General features: G+C 26.2%; 18 protein-coding genes and 1 pseudogene. 1 reads left to right on the top strand and 18 read right to left on the bottom strand.

Features of this window, described 5'->3' with window-relative positions; translation table 11 throughout:
- Positions 1 to 8: 8 nt before the first annotated feature.
- The 15 genes from ACRYA_RS02430 to ACRYA_RS02365 all read right to left on the bottom strand — a co-directional run bounded on the left by ACRYA_RS02430 (position 9) and on the right by ACRYA_RS02365 (position 13,092).
- Positions 9 to 1,733 carry a nickel-dependent hydrogenase large subunit gene (locus tag ACRYA_RS02430; RefSeq protein WP_105918057.1) on the bottom strand — a complete coding sequence of 575 codons (1,725 nt, stop codon included), beginning with the start codon at positions 1,731 to 1,733 and terminating at the stop codon, positions 9 to 11.
- Positions 1,733 to 2,968, bottom strand: coding sequence for a hydrogenase small subunit (locus tag ACRYA_RS02425; RefSeq protein ID WP_105918056.1), 1,236 nt, complete (start codon positions 2,966 to 2,968; stop codon positions 1,733 to 1,735). The genes ACRYA_RS02430 and ACRYA_RS02425 overlap by 1 nt, the downstream gene beginning before the upstream one ends.
- A 506-nt stretch (positions 2,969 to 3,474) precedes the next feature.
- Complete coding sequence (locus ACRYA_RS02420; protein ID WP_105918055.1) at positions 3,475 to 4,002, bottom strand: DUF3833 domain-containing protein; 528 nt, start codon at positions 4,000 to 4,002, stop codon at positions 3,475 to 3,477.
- Positions 3,999 to 5,225 carry an SAM-dependent methyltransferase gene (locus ACRYA_RS02415; RefSeq protein ID WP_105918054.1) on the bottom strand — a complete coding sequence of 409 codons (1,227 nt, stop codon included), beginning with the start codon at positions 5,223 to 5,225 and terminating at the stop codon, positions 3,999 to 4,001. Before ACRYA_RS02415 ends, ACRYA_RS02420 begins: the two co-directional genes overlap by 4 nt.
- Positions 5,226 to 5,227: 2 nt before the next feature.
- Positions 5,228 to 5,983 carry a DUF1365 domain-containing protein gene (locus tag ACRYA_RS02410; protein ID WP_228199774.1) on the bottom strand — a complete coding sequence of 252 codons (756 nt, stop codon included), beginning with the start codon at positions 5,981 to 5,983 and terminating at the stop codon, positions 5,228 to 5,230.
- Positions 5,984 to 7,222 carry an NAD(P)/FAD-dependent oxidoreductase gene (locus tag ACRYA_RS02405; RefSeq protein ID WP_105918053.1) on the bottom strand — a complete coding sequence of 413 codons (1,239 nt, stop codon included), beginning with the start codon at positions 7,220 to 7,222 and terminating at the stop codon, positions 5,984 to 5,986.
- A 150-nt stretch (positions 7,223 to 7,372) separates the two neighbouring features.
- Positions 7,373 to 8,617 (bottom strand): MFS transporter, encoded by a 1,245-nt coding sequence (locus ACRYA_RS02400; protein ID WP_105918052.1) that lies wholly within the window; start codon positions 8,615 to 8,617, stop codon positions 7,373 to 7,375.
- Entirely contained in the window at positions 8,617 to 9,375 is a 759-nt protein-coding gene (locus ACRYA_RS02395) for an SDR family NAD(P)-dependent oxidoreductase (protein WP_105918051.1), read from the bottom strand. Before ACRYA_RS02395 ends, ACRYA_RS02400 begins: the two co-directional genes overlap by 1 nt.
- Before the next feature lie 90 nt (positions 9,376 to 9,465).
- Positions 9,466 to 9,942 (bottom strand): glutathione peroxidase, encoded by a 477-nt coding sequence (locus ACRYA_RS02390; protein WP_105918075.1) that lies wholly within the window; start codon positions 9,940 to 9,942, stop codon positions 9,466 to 9,468.
- A 60-nt stretch (positions 9,943 to 10,002) separates the two neighbouring features.
- Positions 10,003 to 10,452 carry an SRPBCC family protein gene (locus ACRYA_RS02385; RefSeq protein ID WP_105918050.1) on the bottom strand — a complete coding sequence of 150 codons (450 nt, stop codon included), beginning with the start codon at positions 10,450 to 10,452 and terminating at the stop codon, positions 10,003 to 10,005.
- Between the two features lie 325 nt (positions 10,453 to 10,777).
- Entirely contained in the window at positions 10,778 to 11,047 is a 270-nt protein-coding gene (locus ACRYA_RS02380) for a hypothetical protein (protein WP_105918049.1), read from the bottom strand.
- Positions 11,048 to 11,208: 161 nt separating this feature from the next.
- On the bottom strand, positions 11,209 to 11,526 hold the full coding sequence (gene trxA / locus ACRYA_RS02375) for a thioredoxin (protein ID WP_105918048.1): 318 nt from the start codon (positions 11,524 to 11,526) through the stop codon (positions 11,209 to 11,211).
- 12 nt (positions 11,527 to 11,538) lie between these two features.
- The gene (locus ACRYA_RS02370) at positions 11,539 to 12,135 is read right to left on the bottom strand and encodes a peroxiredoxin (RefSeq protein ID WP_121443274.1); all 597 of its coding nucleotides are present in this window, start codon (positions 12,133 to 12,135) and stop codon (positions 11,539 to 11,541) included.
- 477 nt (positions 12,136 to 12,612) lie between these two features.
- A complete protein-coding gene (locus tag ACRYA_RS10720; protein ID WP_165786125.1) occupies positions 12,613 to 12,771 on the bottom strand; it encodes a hypothetical protein in 159 nt (52 codons plus the stop codon).
- Positions 12,772 to 12,873: 102 nt separating this feature from the next.
- Positions 12,874 to 13,092 carry a cold-shock protein gene (locus ACRYA_RS02365; RefSeq protein ID WP_066163762.1) on the bottom strand — a complete coding sequence of 73 codons (219 nt, stop codon included), beginning with the start codon at positions 13,090 to 13,092 and terminating at the stop codon, positions 12,874 to 12,876.
- A 412-nt stretch (positions 13,093 to 13,504) separates the two neighbouring features.
- Here ACRYA_RS02365 and ACRYA_RS02360 point away from each other — a divergent pair, with 412 nt between their 5' ends.
- The gene (locus ACRYA_RS02360; protein ID WP_228199773.1) at positions 13,505 to 14,242 is read left to right on the top strand and encodes an NAD-dependent epimerase/dehydratase family protein; all 738 of its coding nucleotides are present in this window, start codon (positions 13,505 to 13,507) and stop codon (positions 14,240 to 14,242) included.
- A 79-nt stretch (positions 14,243 to 14,321) separates the two neighbouring features.
- Here ACRYA_RS02360 and ACRYA_RS10940 read toward each other — a convergent pair.
- The 3 genes and pseudogenes from ACRYA_RS10940 to ACRYA_RS02345 all read right to left on the bottom strand — a co-directional run bounded on the left by ACRYA_RS10940 (position 14,322) and on the right by ACRYA_RS02345 (position 16,765).
- Positions 14,322 to 14,633 (bottom strand): annotated as a pseudogene (locus tag ACRYA_RS10940) (Arm DNA-binding domain-containing protein).
- Between the two features lie 282 nt (positions 14,634 to 14,915).
- Complete coding sequence (locus ACRYA_RS02350) at positions 14,916 to 15,839, bottom strand: retron St85 family RNA-directed DNA polymerase (RefSeq protein ID WP_121443273.1); 924 nt, start codon at positions 15,837 to 15,839, stop codon at positions 14,916 to 14,918.
- Positions 15,836 to 16,765 carry a retron St85 family effector protein gene (locus tag ACRYA_RS02345; RefSeq protein WP_105918133.1) on the bottom strand — a complete coding sequence of 310 codons (930 nt, stop codon included), beginning with the start codon at positions 16,763 to 16,765 and terminating at the stop codon, positions 15,836 to 15,838. The genes ACRYA_RS02350 and ACRYA_RS02345 overlap by 4 nt, the downstream gene beginning before the upstream one ends.
- Positions 16,766 to 16,963: the final 198 nt, after the last annotated feature.

Here is a 16,963-nt window from a genome sequence, read left to right as displayed (position 1 = left end):
TACTTTCCTTAAATTGGATTTACTTTATAAACACCAAGCTCTTTACCATTTGTATCAATTAGGTGAACCGCACAAGCAATACAAGGATCAAAACTATGGATAGTTCTTAATATCTCTAAAGGTTGCTCAACATTTGCAACTTTTGTACCAATTAAAGCAGCTTCATAAGCTCCCATTCTTCCTTTATAATCTCTAGGAGCTGCATTCCAAGTTGAAGGAACAACTGTTTGATAATTTACAACTTTACCATCTTTAATTTTTACCCAGTGCCCTAATGCTCCTCTTGGTGCTTCTTCAAGACCAATTCCTTTTACATCTTTTGCAACTGTATTAAAATCAAACTCTGTCCATGTTGATAAATCACCATTTGCAGCATTTAAAGCTAATTCATCCACCCAGTCCATCATAACATCAGCCATAAGTTCACTCTCTATTGCACGTGCTGCTGTTCTTCCAACAGTTGAGAATAAAACTGTTGCAGGAAGATTTGCATTAGTTAAAAAATTTGTAACATATTTTTTAATTAACTCATCATTACTAGCAAATCCAACAACCATTCTAGCAAGTGGTCCTACTTCCATTCTTTCATCATTATAAAGTGGGGATTTAATCCAAGAGTATTTATTTTGAGTATCTAAATAAGCAATATTATTCTCTTTTTTACCAAAACCTGTATAGTTTGGCTCTGTTACTCCATCAAATGGATGAAGATTTGTATTTCCTTTATACCAAGCATGAGTAACATCTTCAGTAATTTTTGCTTCATCTACTTCATAAACTTTACTTAAATCTTTATTTTTTACAATTCCAGCAGGGAATAATTTTTTAGATTTATAAAATGGTAAATCATCTAAATTAAATCCACCATAACTCATATAGTTTCCTAATCCACCACCTGTTCCATTTAATGCCTCTTCACCATACATTGTTCCAGCCATATAAACATCTGGTAAATAAGCCTCTTTAATAAACTTTCTTCCTCTTTTAAGAAGTTGTTTAAATTCAGCAATTCTTGCAGGATTTTTTATATCTTGAACACAAGTAACTCCACCAACTACAAAAGATTGTGGATGAGGATTTTTACCACCAAAAATAGCCATCATTTTTGCTAAATCTCTTTGTAATTCAAGAGCATCAAGATAGTGAGAAAGACCAATTAAATTTTGTTCAGGAGTTAATTTAAAACCTTCACTACCCCAATAAGCATTTCCAAAAATACCAAGTCTTCCTTGTTTTATATATTTTTGAACTCTCTCTTTTACTTGAATATATACATCTTCAGAAGCATTCCAAGCTCTTTGATTTGAAAGCCCCGCCCATTTTTGAGCTTCAGCAACCGTTTTCTTTGGATCTGCGTCAAGTGCTTTTGTAATATCAACCCAATCAAGTGCATGTAGATGATAGAAATGAACAACATGGTCGTGAAGATATAAAGCACCTTGGATAAGATTTCGTACCAATCTTGCATTTTTAGGAATAGTTACACTAAAAGCATTTTCAACAGCTTCAATACTTCTTTGATAGTGAGTTCCTGTACAAACTCCACAAATTCTCATTGCAAGAAGTCCACAATCTCTAGGATCTCTTCCTTTTAAAATCTCTTCAATTCCTCTAAACATTGTAGAAGAAGAGTAAGCATCTGTGATAACATTGTTCTCATCTATAATTGCTTCAATTCTAAGATGTCCTTCAATCCTTGTAATTGGATCTACTACTAAATGTTTTTTTGTCATTATCTCTCCTCATTTTCATTTGATTTTTTACCAGCAACTACACTTGCAATTGCATGAACTCCAATACCAACAGCAGTTGCTGTTAAAAGTCCTAGACCAAATTCATCAACAGTTTTTTCAACTCCACCTGTTGGTGGTTTAATTCTTGCAGTTGCCATTGGTCTTTCATAAGCATATTTGTCCCAAAAATCTGGTTCACTACATCCAATACATCCTCGCCCTACACCAACTGGCCAGTTTGCACCATCGTTATATCTAATAATTGAACAGTTATTAAATGTCATTGGTCCTTTACAACCAACTTTATATAAACACCAATTGTTTTTAGCTCCTTCATCTCCCCACTCTTCTACAAACTCTCCTGCATCAAAATGAGCTCTTCTTTCACAGTTATCATGAATTCTATATCCAAATGCAAATTTTGGTCTTAAAAGTGAATCAAGTTCAGGAACTTGACCAGTTAAAACATAATGTAAAACAACACCAACCATATTTGCTGGATTCGCTGGACAAGCTGGAATATTAACAATTGGTTTTCCTTTTACTAAATCCATAACTCCAACAGCACCAGTCGGATTTGGAGCAGCAGCTGGAACTCCACCAAATGTGGCACATGTTCCAACAGCTACAATAGCAGCTGCATCTTTTGACAATCTTGCTAAATGTTCTTGAAAAGTTTCACCTGATGGTCCAATTGTCCCATAATTTCCATTCATAGCAGTTGGAATAGATCCTTCAACAAAAAGTAAATACTTTCCTTTAAAATGTTCAATAGCATCATCTAATTGATGTTCTGCATCATTTCCTGCACATGCCATTAAAGCATGATGAAACTCTAAACTTAAAACATCAAAAAGTAAATCATCAACAGTTGGAGCAGAACTTCTTAAAAGAGCTTCTGTATTTCCAGCACAATCTTGTAACTCTATCCAAATTACTGGAACTCTATTCATTAGTTCAGTAGCTTCTGCAACTAAAGGAGCAAACATAGGTGGAAGCATAAGTGTTGCAGTTGTTGCACTAACCCACTTCATAAAATCTCTTCTGTTTACTCCTTCAGTTTCAATAACCTCAATCATATCTATATCTCTAAGAGGTTTTTGATCTCTTAAAAGTTTTAATCTAGCTTTTGATTTTTCAAATAATGAGTTATAAAACTCATCCCCTTTATTTGTATCAACTCTAGTTGATTTTTGAGTAAAAACTTCTCTTACTCGCTCAATGTTACCATTCATATTAACTCCTCCTACTTAAAAGTAAATATTAATAACAAATTATTGTAATCAAACTTATATTCGGATAAATAGTTATAAAGTAAAAGCTTATTTTTAAGTAACTTTGTTAAGAAATGTAAAAAAATATTTACCATTTTCAGGTACTCTTTTAGTTTAATTTGTTCTAAAAACAACTAAGTGAATAAGCATTTCAGTTTTATTTAAATATGTTACTTTTTTACACTATTTTGAGATTATTTTTCTCTGTATGATTTCACTAGTTTAAATATAGTAAAAAATATTTATAAGATAAAAACATTACAAATTGTAATTTTTTTAGATATTTTTAAATTTTCTTGATATTATTTAAAATATTTAAAATTTGGAGAATATCAATGAGTGAATCAGTTTTAATAATAGGAAGTTTATTTGCTTTTATTAGTTTCTTTACTTCTGTGTAGATATTAAAATTATAAGCCCTAAAAATGGGCTTATTAATTTAGCTTTTTGAAATAAGATTAGCCAAGCTACTCTTTTATTATTGTGATTACTAGCTCACCAACAACAAACCCAAATTTTTTCATTTTTGAGTGATTTATAATAACTCCATCATCTTGTAAATGAAGCCAATCTTGCACACTTAAATCAATAGTTGAGTTTTTATAAGGTGTTCTCATTACATAATCAATCATTACTGTATTTCCATTTGCTATCATAGGACTTTCCCCAACTATATCATCTGCTGTAGCAATAAATTTTTTATCAGAAGTTGGTTTCAAAGTCCAAACTCTTTTCATCTCTTCACCATCATCATAAACAAAAAACTCATCTAAAGTTCCAACACCGTTTTTATCCCAAGAGCCTATCATTGTTCCTTTAAAGCTTCTTATTATTTTTCCACTTCTATCTTTTACGATTCCATATGCTCTTAATTTTCCATTAAAATACTCTTGAGGAATAAACTCTGGTTTTGTATTGTTAAAATCTTCTATTTTCATACTTGTACATCCTGTTAATAAAATTGTTGTTAAAAAAAGCAATACTAAATTTTTCATTTATTTAATCCTTTATTTAAATTTATATTTTGATCTCTTGTAAAAACTAGTTGATGAAGATTTATATTTCTTGTAATAAATCCAGCTTCACAATAGTTTAGATACATTTTCCACATTCTTATAAAATATTCATCAAATCCAAGTTTTTTAACTTCATCTAAATTATTTTCAAAATTTTCATGCCAGATATTTAATGTTTTTGCATAATCTTCTGTAAACTCCTCAAGATGATTTAAATTCAATCTTGTGTATTTTGAAGTTGTTTGCAACAACTTTAAAATACTTGGCAAATGCCCACCTGGAAAAATATACTTTTGTATAAAATCACTACTTTTTGAGTAAGATTTATATCTTTGGTCTGGAATTGTAATTACTTGTAAAACTAAAACTCCACTTGGTTTTAATAACTCTTGACACTTTTTAAAGAATATATGAAAATACTCACTTCCAACAGCTTCAAACATCTCAACAGCAATTATTGAATCAAATTGCCCATTTAAATCTCTATAATCTTTTAGTAAAATATCAATTTTATCTTCAACTCCTTCTTTTTTAAATCTATTTTCACAAAGCTTTTTTTGCTCAACACTTAATGTTACAGTTGTAACATCACATTTTTTATCTTTTGCTAAATGAATAGCCATAGCTCCCCACCCTGAACCAATTTCAAGAACTTTTGAGCCCTCTTTAATATTTAATTTTCCTGATAGTTTTTCAAGCTTATTTTTTTGAGCATCATATAAATCTTGATTTTTATCTTCAAATATTGCGCTTGAGTACATCATTGTTTTATCAAGCATCAGTTTATAAAAATCATTTGATAAATCATAGTGAGCAGAGATATTTTTTCTTGCATTTGTTTTTGAATTTCTTCTTAAAGTATGTTTTAATCTATTAAAAAAAGGCATTAAGTTTATAAGTTTTCTTTTCTCATTTTCACTTGTAGTTCCAAGATATTTTGAATTTAAAAGAGCAAGTTCTATTAGTTTTGTTAGATTTGATGTTTCAAAATCTTTATCTATGAAACTTTCACAAAAACCAATATCTCCATAAAGAACTGTTCTTGTGAAAAATCTATTATTGTATATTTCTAAAGTGATTTTATCTTCAAGTTTTTTTTCACCATAAAGTTTTACTGTTTTATCTTTATAAATAACTTCCAAAGTTCCTATTTTAATCTTTGAAAATAGATTATCCCCAAATTTATTCCATAATTTTTTCATCTTTAATACCTTTTTATTTTGTCATTATCTCTTGGAGTATAGATTTTCAAACCCTTTAAATAAAGCCTAAAAGCATGATAAAATGTTCTACTTACTACTAAAAAAGTGCTAAATATATATCTTACAAATATTTTTAATATATTTTTAAAACTATATGGCTTTGATTTTGAGTTAAAAATTGCTGTTAATTTATGCTCTTTGTCTTCATATAAATCTATTTTAATAAAAAGTTTATTCTCATCATATTTTAGCTCAAACTCATAAACTCCCTCGCACTCAAAAAAAGGTGAAACATACATATCTTTTTTTACAACTCCAAAATATGAGTTATTCCTTTTTTCAAGTTTTACACAATAAACAATACGACCGCTATTGTAGTTATGAACTTCAGCTAAAATATGAGTTGGAAGATTTTGTTCATCAAATAAGACCAAAACACTAATTGGATTAAAAACAAAATTTAAAACTCGTGGAAGTGTTAAAAATCTCATTTTTGAAGTAGCTTTTAAATCAAATTTCTTTAAAAGTTCCTCTATATTTGTTAAAAAATCCGAACTGCTTCCAAAGTGATCAACACTTTTTAAACTCATTAAATTAAATCTATTTATAGAAAAAATCTTATTTTTTAAACTTTTTAAATCAAAAACATCAATATCAAGAAGGTAAAAATTGTATTTAAAATCATATTTTTTTGGAAGATATCTTTTATGATAAATTGTTCCTTCAAAAATATTGTGATTTGATTTTTTATTTATCATTTAAAACTCACTCATAAGTTTAGAAGCAACTTTTGTAGCACTTAAAAGTCCATCTTCATGAAATCCATATCTCCAATATGCTCCTGCATAATAGGTGTTATTAACTCCACATATCTCATCTTTTCTACTTTGCATCAAAATTGCTTTTAAATCAAATTGAGGATGCTCATATGAGATATTTTCAATCACATTTTTTATACTTTTTGTCTCATTTAAAGATACAAAATAATCTTTTTTTGTTTTTAAATTTTGTAAAGCATTTATCCAATAAGTTAAAGTAACAGCTTTATTCTCTAGATTTGAACTAGTATAGTTCCATGCTGCATACATTTTTCTATTTGGATGCAGGATATTATTATCACTATGTAAAACAGCTCTATTTTCTTTATATTTAAAAGCACTTAAAATCTCTACTTCTTTGGGTGATGCATCTTCTAAAATCTCTAAAGCTTCAGGTGCATGCATAGCTAAAACTACCTTATCATAAAAAGTTTTCCTACCATCTTTATGTATTAAATATACACCATTTTTAACTCTTTTTATCTTTATAACATCAGAATTTAAAAATATTTTTCCAGAAATTTTATCTTTTATCTTTTCAACATAATTTATACTCCCATTTGAAACAGTGAGCCACTGATGATGTGATGAAACTCCTAAAAGTCCATGATTTTTAAAAAAGTTTAAAAATGTTCTTGCTGGAAAATTATTCATCTCTTCACTTGGAGTTGACCAAATTGAAGCTCCCATTGGAAGAAGATATCTATTTTTAAAAGCGTATGAATAATCTTTTATATACTCACCTAAAGTTTTATCTAAATCTTTTGATTCAATCATTAAATCTCTATTTGCTTTCTTATTAAAAGATAAAATATCACTTATCATTTTATAGTGAGTAAACGAAAATAGGTTTCTTTTTTGAGCAAATATCCCTTTTAAAGATGAACCATTATAAGCTATATTTTTATTTATATCCCAAAATGCAAAACTCATATCAGAGTTCTCTATTTTTACATCAAGCTCTTTAAATAGCTTTGTTAAAAGCGGATAAGTTGCATAATTAAATACTAAAAATCCAGTATCAACTCCAAAAAAGTTATCATCTTGTTGAACTATAGTAGTTCTTGCATGTCCACCTAATCTATTCTCTTTTTCATACAAATCAACATCATGCTTTTTGCTTAAAATATAAGCACTTCCAAGCCCACTAATTCCAGCTCCTAAAACCGCTATTCTCATCTATATATTCCTTTTTGATGAAGTTTTGTAAAAGTTAATTTTAAGATATCAATCTTTTATTTTATAAATACTAGAATCTCTGCTCATAATAAAAATATTTGAGTAATTATAATATGTAAATTTATTATAAATAAATATAATTCTGTATATTTATTTTGTCATTTCATATCTATTTAAAAAAAATATTGCACAAATCTTAAAAATTATTGGAAGAGTAGAGTATAAAAAGATAATAGCAACGATTGAGTATTGGTTTATATCTTCTTTATCAAAGCCTGTAAACTCCAAAGTTATAAATGATATTGCAAGTGCTAAAGCAAGTGAAAGTTTTGTAAGCATAGCCCAAAAACCAAATAAAACAGAAGTTAAATCCTCTTGCTTTTTTATAAAATTTGCAACATCTGCTTGAATTGATGATGGAATTGCCATATCAGAACCAAGGCAAGCTCCCGTAACTATACAAATTATAGAAAAAGTTATAAAGTCACCCTCATTTAAAAAAGGGACAAAAATAAATGCACTAATAGCAATAAAAATTGACAAAATCCAAGTTGATTTTTTTGATATCTTTTTTGAAATTTTTATCCAAATAGGAAAAGCAAAAATTGCACTTAAAAAATAGATTATTAAAAATAAACCAGTATGCTGCTCTAAAACCAAAATATACTTAACAAAAAATAAGAATAGAGTTGCTGGAAGTGCATTTGCTAAATTATTAAACAAAAATGATAAAAAAAGTTTTTTTTGATTTGGATATTTTTTAAATAGATTTTTTAAAGACTTAAAAAAGTTATTATGAGATATATTTTTGTTTTTAATCTCCAAAAATTTTAGCTTATTATAAAAAAGTATCAAAACTATAGGAAAAACAATCAAAACAAAATAAAGTAATAGCTCTAAACTCTTTTTTGAATCATTAGATACTAAAAAAAGATAGGGAAGTAAAAGTGAAAGTAAAACACCAAATATTATAAAAATCTCTCTTGAAAAAGCAAGTTTTGTATTATCAAGTTCATTTTTACCTAAAATTGCATTTAAACTTAAATATGGAATCAATACAAAACTGTAGGAGATATATGTAATTATAGAAAAAATAAATAGATAAAAGTAGCTATTAGATATTGGTTTTATTAGAAAAAATAGACCAAGAGTTAAAAAAAGAGATGATATTAAAATAATCTTGAATTTTGAGCTATAAATATCACAAAATCTTCCTATAAATGGGTCTGCAATCATATCAATCAATCTTGCAATTAACAAAAGAGCTCCTACAAGCCCGATATTTAAACCAATATGCTGAACATAAAAAGGCGGTAAATAAATATACAAAGGAAATCCCAAAAAAGCAATTGGAATTCCTAAAATACCATAAAACAATAGTGTACTATTTTTCATTATTTTAGAAATTTACTTGTAATTTTTAGACTAATTGTATATGGTAAAAAAGATAAGAACTTTAAAAAGTTTGATAAAAATCTTGGAAAAGTTATCTCAAATCTATAAGATTTATTAAGCTCATCAAATATTTTTTTAGCAGCAAAATCTGCTTCCATAATTTGTGGCATCTTAAAATCATTTTTAGCAGTAAGTCTGCTTCTTACAAATCCATGGTTTATAACTTGAAGATAGATATTTTTTCTTTTTAATTCAGGCTGGATTGACTGTGCAAAGTTTAATAAAGCTGCTTTTGAAGCACTATAAGCTCCACCATAAGGCAAACCAAAATAACTTGCTAAACTACAATTTAAAACAACTCTTGATATATTTAATTGATTTTCCAAGTGGCTAATTATTGGCTTTAATACTCTAATTACTCCCAAATAATTACTATTTATCATCGATTCAAAGTTTTCTATATTCCATTGCTCATAACTCATTGATTCATAAATAGCAGCATTATAAAAACAGATATCTAAACCATTAAAGTTATTAAAAGCCTCATGTGCAACTTTTTTTGTATTTTGTTCATCTAAAACATCAATATTTAGAAGTTTTAAATTTGTACTATATTCTGATTTTAAATTCAAAAACTGTTCTGAATTTTCAACATTCCTTGAACTTGCAACTACTTTAAAACCACTTTTCAACCATAGTTTAACAAGTTCAAAACCAATAGCACCACTACAACCTATAATCCAAACTTTTTTTTCCATAAAAAACCTTTAAAAAATTTTAATAGTTTATTACAATAAAAAGTTTCTTTGTATTATTAATATGTTAATTGATAAAAATATAGTTTATTTTTATAGTAAATCTAAAATATCTTTTTCAATCTCACTTGGTTTTGTACTAGGAGCATATCTTTTTACAACATTACCATTTTTATCAACTAAAAATTTTGTAAAGTTCCATTTTATAGCTTCTGTTCCTAAAACTCCTTTTGAGTTTTCCTTTAAATATTTATATAAAGGATGAGTATTCTCTCCATTTACATCTATTTTACTAAACATATCAAATTTTACACCATAAGTTAAAGAGCAAAACTCTTTTATATTCTCTTCAGTTCCTGGTTCTTGTGATAAAAACTGATTACAAGGAAATCCTAAAACTGATAATCCTTTGTTAAAGTATTTTTCATTTAACTCTTCTAAACCCTCGTATTGGTTTGTAAAACCACATTTACTAGCAACATTTACAATAAGTATTACTCTATTCTCATACTTTTTCATAGTAAATAATTTACCATCAATATCTTTTACTTCAATATCATATATATTCATACTCTGCTCTCCTAATAAAGTTGTTATAAATAAAAATAGACCCAAAATAAATCTCATACCTTAATCCTTTTTACTAAAATATTTTTTTGTTTGAAGATGTCTATATTCAAACATATTTTTTATATCTTTTTTAACTATTTGTGAGATTATTTTTCCAAATATACCAAAAGGTAATTTAAATTTAATAATATCTTTTAATTCACATAAATTACCCTTTTGAGTAAATATATGACTGTGTTCCCAATAAGAAAAAGGCGATTTTAAACCAATATCAACCATTAGATTTGGATATTGTAATTTTTCTATTTTTATTATCCAATTCATGGAAATAAAAGCTCTTGTAGTTTTTATTTTTATGATTTTACCTTCGTAAGTATTATCTTCATAATCCAACAACTGTACTTTTGTATGCTTAGGAGTAATTAATTTTATATTATTTGTATCAAGATGAAAATCAAATAAATCTTTTGCTGTACAATCGATTAAAGTAGTTTTTTCAAATGTTTCCATTCTTAGCCTTTTATTGTTTTAAAAAATAGTTTTTATTTTACTCTAAAAGATCTTTGTAAATTACTTTAAAACTATTTAGTTTTATTTTAATTTATTAAATAATAAATATAAATTACCGTAAATTTTACCGTTATAATTTAATATAAAATCAGTACAATTATTTTATAAATACTTTAACTTAATAATCTTATGTTCTGAATCTATATTATTTATCACTTCTTTTAAGTTGAATCCTATATGAAGTAATATTAATTCAATATCTTCAATAATTTTAAGATACTTCTTTATATGTCCTATTGTGTAGCCAGATCATTTCCTATTTATATTACTTGTGATTCATATGTTTCATATTATTATTTTGCATATTTTTGTGCATTTCTTTCATTTCTTCTTGACTCATATTTTTATGCATATTTTTCATCTCTTCATCTGTCATTCCATTCATATTCATATGATTAGTCATTTTTCCATCATGTATATGATTCCCCATATGGTCATTATTATTTTCATATTCGTTTTTTGATTTACTAGATTCATTTGCATATAAGTTGATACTTATAAATAATGATATTATAAATAGTGAAATTTTTTTCATGTTAATCCTTTGATTTAATTTATATGGGAATTATAGTTTTTTTGTGAGTAGTTTGTGTGTAGTTAAAATATACAAAAATAGATATTTAAATAATATCTATTTGATATACTATATTATTTTACACCAATATTTAGTACCTAACTTTTATAGTTAGGCACTTTTTATATTAAGCTATTTAATTTTTCTTCAATTTTAGCTTTTGTAGTAGCACCAATTGTTTGATCTACAATCTTACCATCTTTAAAATATAGAATAGTAGGAATAGATCTTATTTCATATTTAGCAGTTAAATCTGCTTCCTCTTCTGTATTTACTTTACAAATTTTTGCTTTACCTTCAAACTCTTGTGCTAATTGATCAATTGCAGGTGCAAGCATTCTACAAGGTCCACACCAAGGAGCCCAGAAATCTACTAGTACAACACCTTCTTTAATAGTTTCTTCCATATTGTTTTGATTTAGTTCTATATATTTTCCCATTTTAAATTCCTTTTATAATTTATCTTGATTTTTAGCTAAATATTCAGCAACACCAGATTTATCAGCTTTCATTCCTTCGTCACCTTTTGACCATCCAGCTGGACAAACTTCACCATGCTCATTTGTAAATAACATAGTATCAACCATTCTAATCATCTCATCTATGTTTCTTCCTAGTGGTAAATCGTTGATAACTGCATGTCTTACTGTTCCATCTTTATCAATTAAAAAAGAACCTCTTAATGCAACTGAATCACCAAATAAAACATCAAAATCTTTTGAAATTTGTTTTGTAATATCTGCAACTAATGGAAATTTAACTCTTCCAATTCCACCATTTTCAACTGGAGTTTCTCTCCATGCAAAGTGTGAGAATTGAGAATCAACCGAACAACCAATTACTTGAATTCCTCTATCTTCAAAATCTTTGATTCTGTTTGAAAATGCAATTATTTCAGATGGACAAACAAAAGTAAAATCCAATGGGTAGAAAAATAATACTGCACCATTTTTCCCAATATTTTTATATAAGTTAAAATCTTCTGAAATTTGACCATCTGCTAATACAGCTGTTGCTGTAAAATCTGGAGCTTTTTTTGTTACTAACATATTTAATCCTTTTTATTTATTAATTTTTAATTTTGTGACAGAATTATATATATCATTTACTTAAAACTAAATTAATATTTTTATTAGAGGATAATTTTTATTATTTATGGAATTGAACTAAAGTTTTAGTAAAAGGAAAACCTTTTACTTATTTAAATCAAATCTATCAAGACTGATAGCTTTTGTGCAAGCTGAAATAAAATCGTTTACAAAAATTTCTTTTGAATCTTCTTGTGCATAAATCTCTGCAATGGATCTTAGCTGAGAATTCGAACCAAATACTAAATCAACTCTACTTGATGTAAATTTAACTTCACTATCTGTATGTAAACTAAATACTTTAGCTCTTATATGATGAGATTTTCATTAAACATAAATATAAATTACCGTTGATTTTTTAATATTTTTTTAGTATCTGATTTATAAAATATCATCCTCTATTAATACTATTTTAAAGGATTTAATTTACAAATTTATTTAATATATTGCAAATGGATTTTTTGGTTTTAAATAAGTTTTTGATAGATTAATACATAATCCAGCTTTTGAAGAAGCATCTTCTAAAGATTCTCCATTTTTTATAAGTCTTAATAAAACTGACTGTTTTATTTTTATATTTACATTTATTATTGACATTTCTCTCTTTTATATTTTGATTGTAGTTTGTTGTAGTTATACTATTTTAAAGAATTTAATATATTCCAAACTATATAGTCTGGAATATATTATAGTAAAAAGTTATATTGATCTAACGTTTTTTGCTTGAGGACCTTTTTCATTTCTTCCAATTTCGAAAGATACTCTTTGCCCTTCATCTAAAGATACTCTACCGTATCCAGAACTTTGAATTTCACTGTGGTGAATGAAGAATTCATCATTTCCATTTTCTATTTGGATAAATCCAAAACCTTTTTCCGAATTGAACCATTTTACTGTTCCGATATTTTGATCTGCCATGGCATTTCCTTTTAATTTATTTTTCTACTTTAATTAAAAAGTAATCTATAAAGTTTAAGTGGAGTTTTAATTTGTATTAAGTAAGTTAGTATCAATTCTTTGTAGTTATCAATAAAAGCAAACAAAAGATGTAGTCAAAAACCCTAAATCATCTTCAAGACAAAAATTATAACTGAATAAAAATATAAAAGCAAGTGTTTTTAATGTAATTAAATTTATTGTTGATTCTTTAAACTAATGAACAGGTTGTTGAACTTATACTTTTAAATTTTAGGTATGAATTTATGTTACTGCTCCAGTTAATTGAAAATACAGATTCTATTTTTTCTTTATCTAAGTAATATTTAATTATGTTTAGAGAATAATCATATTATAGATATTTAATATCTGCAATAGATATAAATGGAGAATTATGATGGCTTGTAACAAAAAAATATTTGTAGCAGGAGCAACTGGTGTAATTGGTAGATCATTATGTAAGATGTTAGTAAAAAATGGCTGGACAGTATATGGAACAACAAGAAGTGAAAATAAAATAGAGATACTTAAGCAAATTGGTGTGGAGCCAGTTATTGTTGATGTTTATGATGAAAAAAAACTTGAAGAAGTTTTAGGTTCTATTAAACCTAAAATTGTATTTCATCAATTAACAGATTTACCAGCAGGTCTTGATCCAACTAAGATTGAAGAAGCATTAGAAAGTAATGCAAGGCTAAGAGAAGTTGGAACAAAAAATTTAGTTAATTCATCTATTAAAGCAGGTGTGAAAAAAATGATTGCTCAAAGTATTGCTTTTGTATATGAGCCTTCATCTTTACCTCATACAGAAGAATCTGCTTTATTGAATTTTGAAGATCCAGTATATGGAAGTACTTCCAAAGCAGTAGCTAGCTTGGAAGAGCAAGTTTTAAATGCTCCTTTTGTAGGAATAGTTCTTAGAAATGGATTGTTATACGGCAATGGAACTGGTTTTGAAAATCCTGTAGATTTTGTACCTCCAGTTCATGTGGAAGCAGCAGCACATGCAGCATTTTTAGCAATAAACTGTATTACAAATAATATTTATAATATTTCTGATGTAGATAGTAGGATTTCTATCCAAAGAGCAAAAACTGAGCTTGAATGGAATCCAGATTATAGATTAAATTAAAGAGCTTAAATCAAAATATATTTTATACGAGGAATTAAAATGTTACTCACCCCAAGGTGTTAACTGAATAAAAAAGTGTCTACCAACTTGGGGTCATTCCATCTGAAGCTCTTTTTATACTTTTTGCTGATATAGGATTAATATTTTTTGATAATAACTCTCTAGCATCTTCTCTTTTTTCTCTGGCTTTTTTTAGTGTAGTTTTTGGATAAACTCAAAAGCTAGTAGATTTTCTTTTTCCACCATATGAAAAATCAAATCTGAAATACTTTGTACCATCAATTTTTACAATAACAAATAAACCTTTTCCATCATTTAATTTATAGTCCTTTTCTCTAGGTTGTACTGTACTAATATCTTTATCTGTTAGTGGTTTTACTAATCTTGCCATTTTTAGCGGTAATTCCTTTTTATAGTTTAAAAGTTACTGTAAATTATCCCGTTAAATTATTTGATTTTATTTAAATTTATATGTTTTAGTCTGTTTTTATTTAAGTACATATTATAGTAACAAGCCCTATAAAAAGGGCTTATTTGAATTAGTTTTTAGTTTTTTGGAAGTAGCTTTACAGGAACTATCTGTATCTCAATTAGATATTATAAATACTATAAAATAGAACTTTTATCAAAAAAAAATATTGATTACCGTATATTTTACCGTAATAATTTAATATCAATTACATTTATTGTTAAACTTATTAATAAACAATTCATTAATTATAACTTCTCCATATTTGTTTTTTAAATTATCAATATAAGTAGGTTCTATATAAACCAAAAAATTTAAATACCCTTTAAGATAATTAATTTGTTCATCTTCTAAACATTTATATTTATATGAATTAATTAAACTTTTTATATATTGTTTCTGTTTTCTACCTACAGAAATATTACCATCAGTAGTTATTGTTAAACCTGTAATTATTCTTCTATGTTTTTTAGAAGTATAAATATTTTTATCATAATTAATATGTAAATCTATTTTATATGAAAATATATAATTCTTTACATACTCCAAAATAGATGAAAGTATTCCTTCCTCATTTGTTGAGAAATATAAATCATCAGCATATCTAGAATATATAATATTTTGTTCTAAGCAAAATTTATAAACATCATCATCAAAACTAAATAATATTGCATTTGTTATCGATGGAGAGGAAGATGCTCCTATTGTTAGTTTATTATTTTTGCAAACAAACAAATTTATCAAAGTTATTTCTAAATCACTTAATTTTAAATTAGAATTTTTCAAAAATAATCTTATATTATCTCCCTTTATTGATGGAAAAAAGTCTTTAAAATCTATTCTTAATAAATATCTATTATTTTTATGTTTATCTGCTAAATTCTTAATTGAAATATTTTTTTTATATGAAAAAACTGCTTCATGTACAGGTAAATTGAGAAATATCTTTTCACTTATAAATTTTTGATATAATTTTAATTCTTGTGATGGTTGCTCAATTGTTCTTGTACCTGAAGTTCTTTTTTTTATTTTATATGTCTTATATCTTTTATTTGCTGTAGTCGAAAAATCAACAATCTGATTTAAATTTTTTTCAAATCTTTTACATATAGATTCTAAAAATATCATTTTAGATTTTTCCTTTTAGAAAATTCACTTGTATGCTTCAGTATTTTTAAATAATCATCTTCTGAATGCTCAAATTTGAAGCAAGAAAAATTATCATCAACTACTTTAAATAAATTGTTTGTTTTTTGATTGTATCTAAATTCTTCTCTCTCAATTAAATTTGATATAACTAATAAAGATATCATAGATTTTAAATATGTTTCTACATCATCAATCTTTATTGATAATTTATCAAAAAAATATCTTACTGTAAATAAAAGCTCTGTATAAATTAAACCTGGAAATAATCTTATGATTTCATATAAAACAGATAATTGATACATTTCATTACTAACCTTATCTTTAGCTTTAAAAATCTCTTCATTATAATCAGTATAATTATCTAATAACCTTTCTATATATTGATTAAAATATAATGTACTTTCAATATCTGTATATAATATTTCCTTTATTTCTTTATCTTGATGGATAATTTCAATTATTGAGTTAACATATGTTGACTTAATATTATATTTTAATTTATTTGAAACAATAATTTTTTTTCTCGTATCTTCTTTAGCTGAAAAGTAACCTAATTCAGCAAAAGAACCTGGGCTTTCTGGAAATATTAAAATAGAAAAAGCATTTTTTATTGCTATGTACTCAAGATGAGCCAATTTGATTTTTTCTGAACTAATCCCTTTTGTCTTAAATGCAAATGTTCTCAAATCTTTATATAGTTTTTCTATAGTAATAAATTTGAATGGGGTATCTTTCTCGTTAATATAATTCATAAATAAACTTCTTCCTGAATTTAGAGAATTATCAGCACTTCCAAAAACAAAAATAATATCTAAATGCTCTCTTATTAACTTAATATTATTAAATACAAATGAAATTTTAGAAAAATAATTGACTAATTCATCATCACTAATATAAAAACTCATATCTACCTATTATAAAAAGTTAACCACTTAATACTTTTAAGATGCAGAAATTTAAATAAATTCTCTGATTCGGATGGAGCTGAGAATTTATTTAAATTTCTGCAGCCAATACCATCAATATAATTCGACCTGATTAATCATCAGGCACAAGCTTTAATCAAAATTAGATTTAAGCCAGCTAAAAAGTGGTTATGTATC

The organism is Aliarcobacter cryaerophilus ATCC 43158 (assembly GCF_003660105.1).
Lineage (GTDB): Bacteria > Campylobacterota > Campylobacteria > Campylobacterales > Arcobacteraceae > Aliarcobacter > Aliarcobacter cryaerophilus.
Note: the sequence above shows the minus strand (reverse complement) of the source record. Positions and strands in the feature narration are given on the sequence as shown.

Excerpts from the sequence above, each read along its gene's own strand:
- ACRYA_RS02425 (WP_105918056.1), bottom strand. The coding sequence starts at position 2,968 with ATGAATGGTAACATTGAGCGAGTAAGAGAAGTTTTTACTCAAAAATCA.
- ACRYA_RS02405 (WP_105918053.1), bottom strand. The coding sequence starts at position 7,222 with ATGAGAATAGCGGTTTTAGGAGCTGGAATTAGTGGGCTTGGAAGTGCT.
- ACRYA_RS02380 (WP_105918049.1), bottom strand. The coding sequence starts at position 11,047 with ATGAAAAAAATTTCACTATTTATAATATCATTATTTATAAGTATCAAC.
- ACRYA_RS02385 (WP_105918050.1), bottom strand. The coding sequence starts at position 10,452 with ATGGAAACATTTGAAAAAACTACTTTAATCGATTGTACAGCAAAAGAT.
- ACRYA_RS02400 (WP_105918052.1), bottom strand. The coding sequence starts at position 8,617 with ATGAAAAATAGTACACTATTGTTTTATGGTATTTTAGGAATTCCAATT.
- ACRYA_RS02415 (WP_105918054.1), bottom strand. The coding sequence starts at position 5,225 with ATGAAAAAATTATGGAATAAATTTGGGGATAATCTATTTTCAAAGATT.
- ACRYA_RS02390 (WP_105918075.1), bottom strand. The coding sequence starts at position 9,942 with ATGAATATATATGATATTGAAGTAAAAGATATTGATGGTAAATTATTT.
- trxA (WP_105918048.1), bottom strand. The coding sequence starts at position 11,526 with ATGGGAAAATATATAGAACTAAATCAAAACAATATGGAAGAAACTATT.
- ACRYA_RS02410 (WP_228199774.1), bottom strand. The coding sequence starts at position 5,983 with ATGATAAATAAAAAATCAAATCACAATATTTTTGAAGGAACAATTTAT.
- ACRYA_RS02360 (WP_228199773.1), top strand. The coding sequence starts at position 13,505 with ATGATGGCTTGTAACAAAAAAATATTTGTAGCAGGAGCAACTGGTGTA.
- ACRYA_RS02430 (WP_105918057.1), bottom strand. The coding sequence starts at position 1,733 with ATGACAAAAAAACATTTAGTAGTAGATCCAATTACAAGGATTGAAGGA.
- ACRYA_RS02370 (WP_121443274.1), bottom strand. The coding sequence starts at position 12,135 with ATGTTAGTAACAAAAAAAGCTCCAGATTTTACAGCAACAGCTGTATTA.
- ACRYA_RS02365 (WP_066163762.1), bottom strand. The coding sequence starts at position 13,092 with ATGGCAGATCAAAATATCGGAACAGTAAAATGGTTCAATTCGGAAAAA.
- ACRYA_RS02345 (WP_105918133.1), bottom strand. The coding sequence starts at position 16,765 with ATGAGTTTTTATATTAGTGATGATGAATTAGTCAATTATTTTTCTAAA.
- ACRYA_RS02350 (WP_121443273.1), bottom strand. The coding sequence starts at position 15,839 with ATGATATTTTTAGAATCTATATGTAAAAGATTTGAAAAAAATTTAAAT.
- ACRYA_RS02395 (WP_105918051.1), bottom strand. The coding sequence starts at position 9,375 with ATGGAAAAAAAAGTTTGGATTATAGGTTGTAGTGGTGCTATTGGTTTT.
- ACRYA_RS02420 (WP_105918055.1), bottom strand. The coding sequence starts at position 4,002 with ATGAAAAATTTAGTATTGCTTTTTTTAACAACAATTTTATTAACAGGA.
- ACRYA_RS10720 (WP_165786125.1), bottom strand. The coding sequence starts at position 12,771 with ATGTCAATAATAAATGTAAATATAAAAATAAAACAGTCAGTTTTATTA.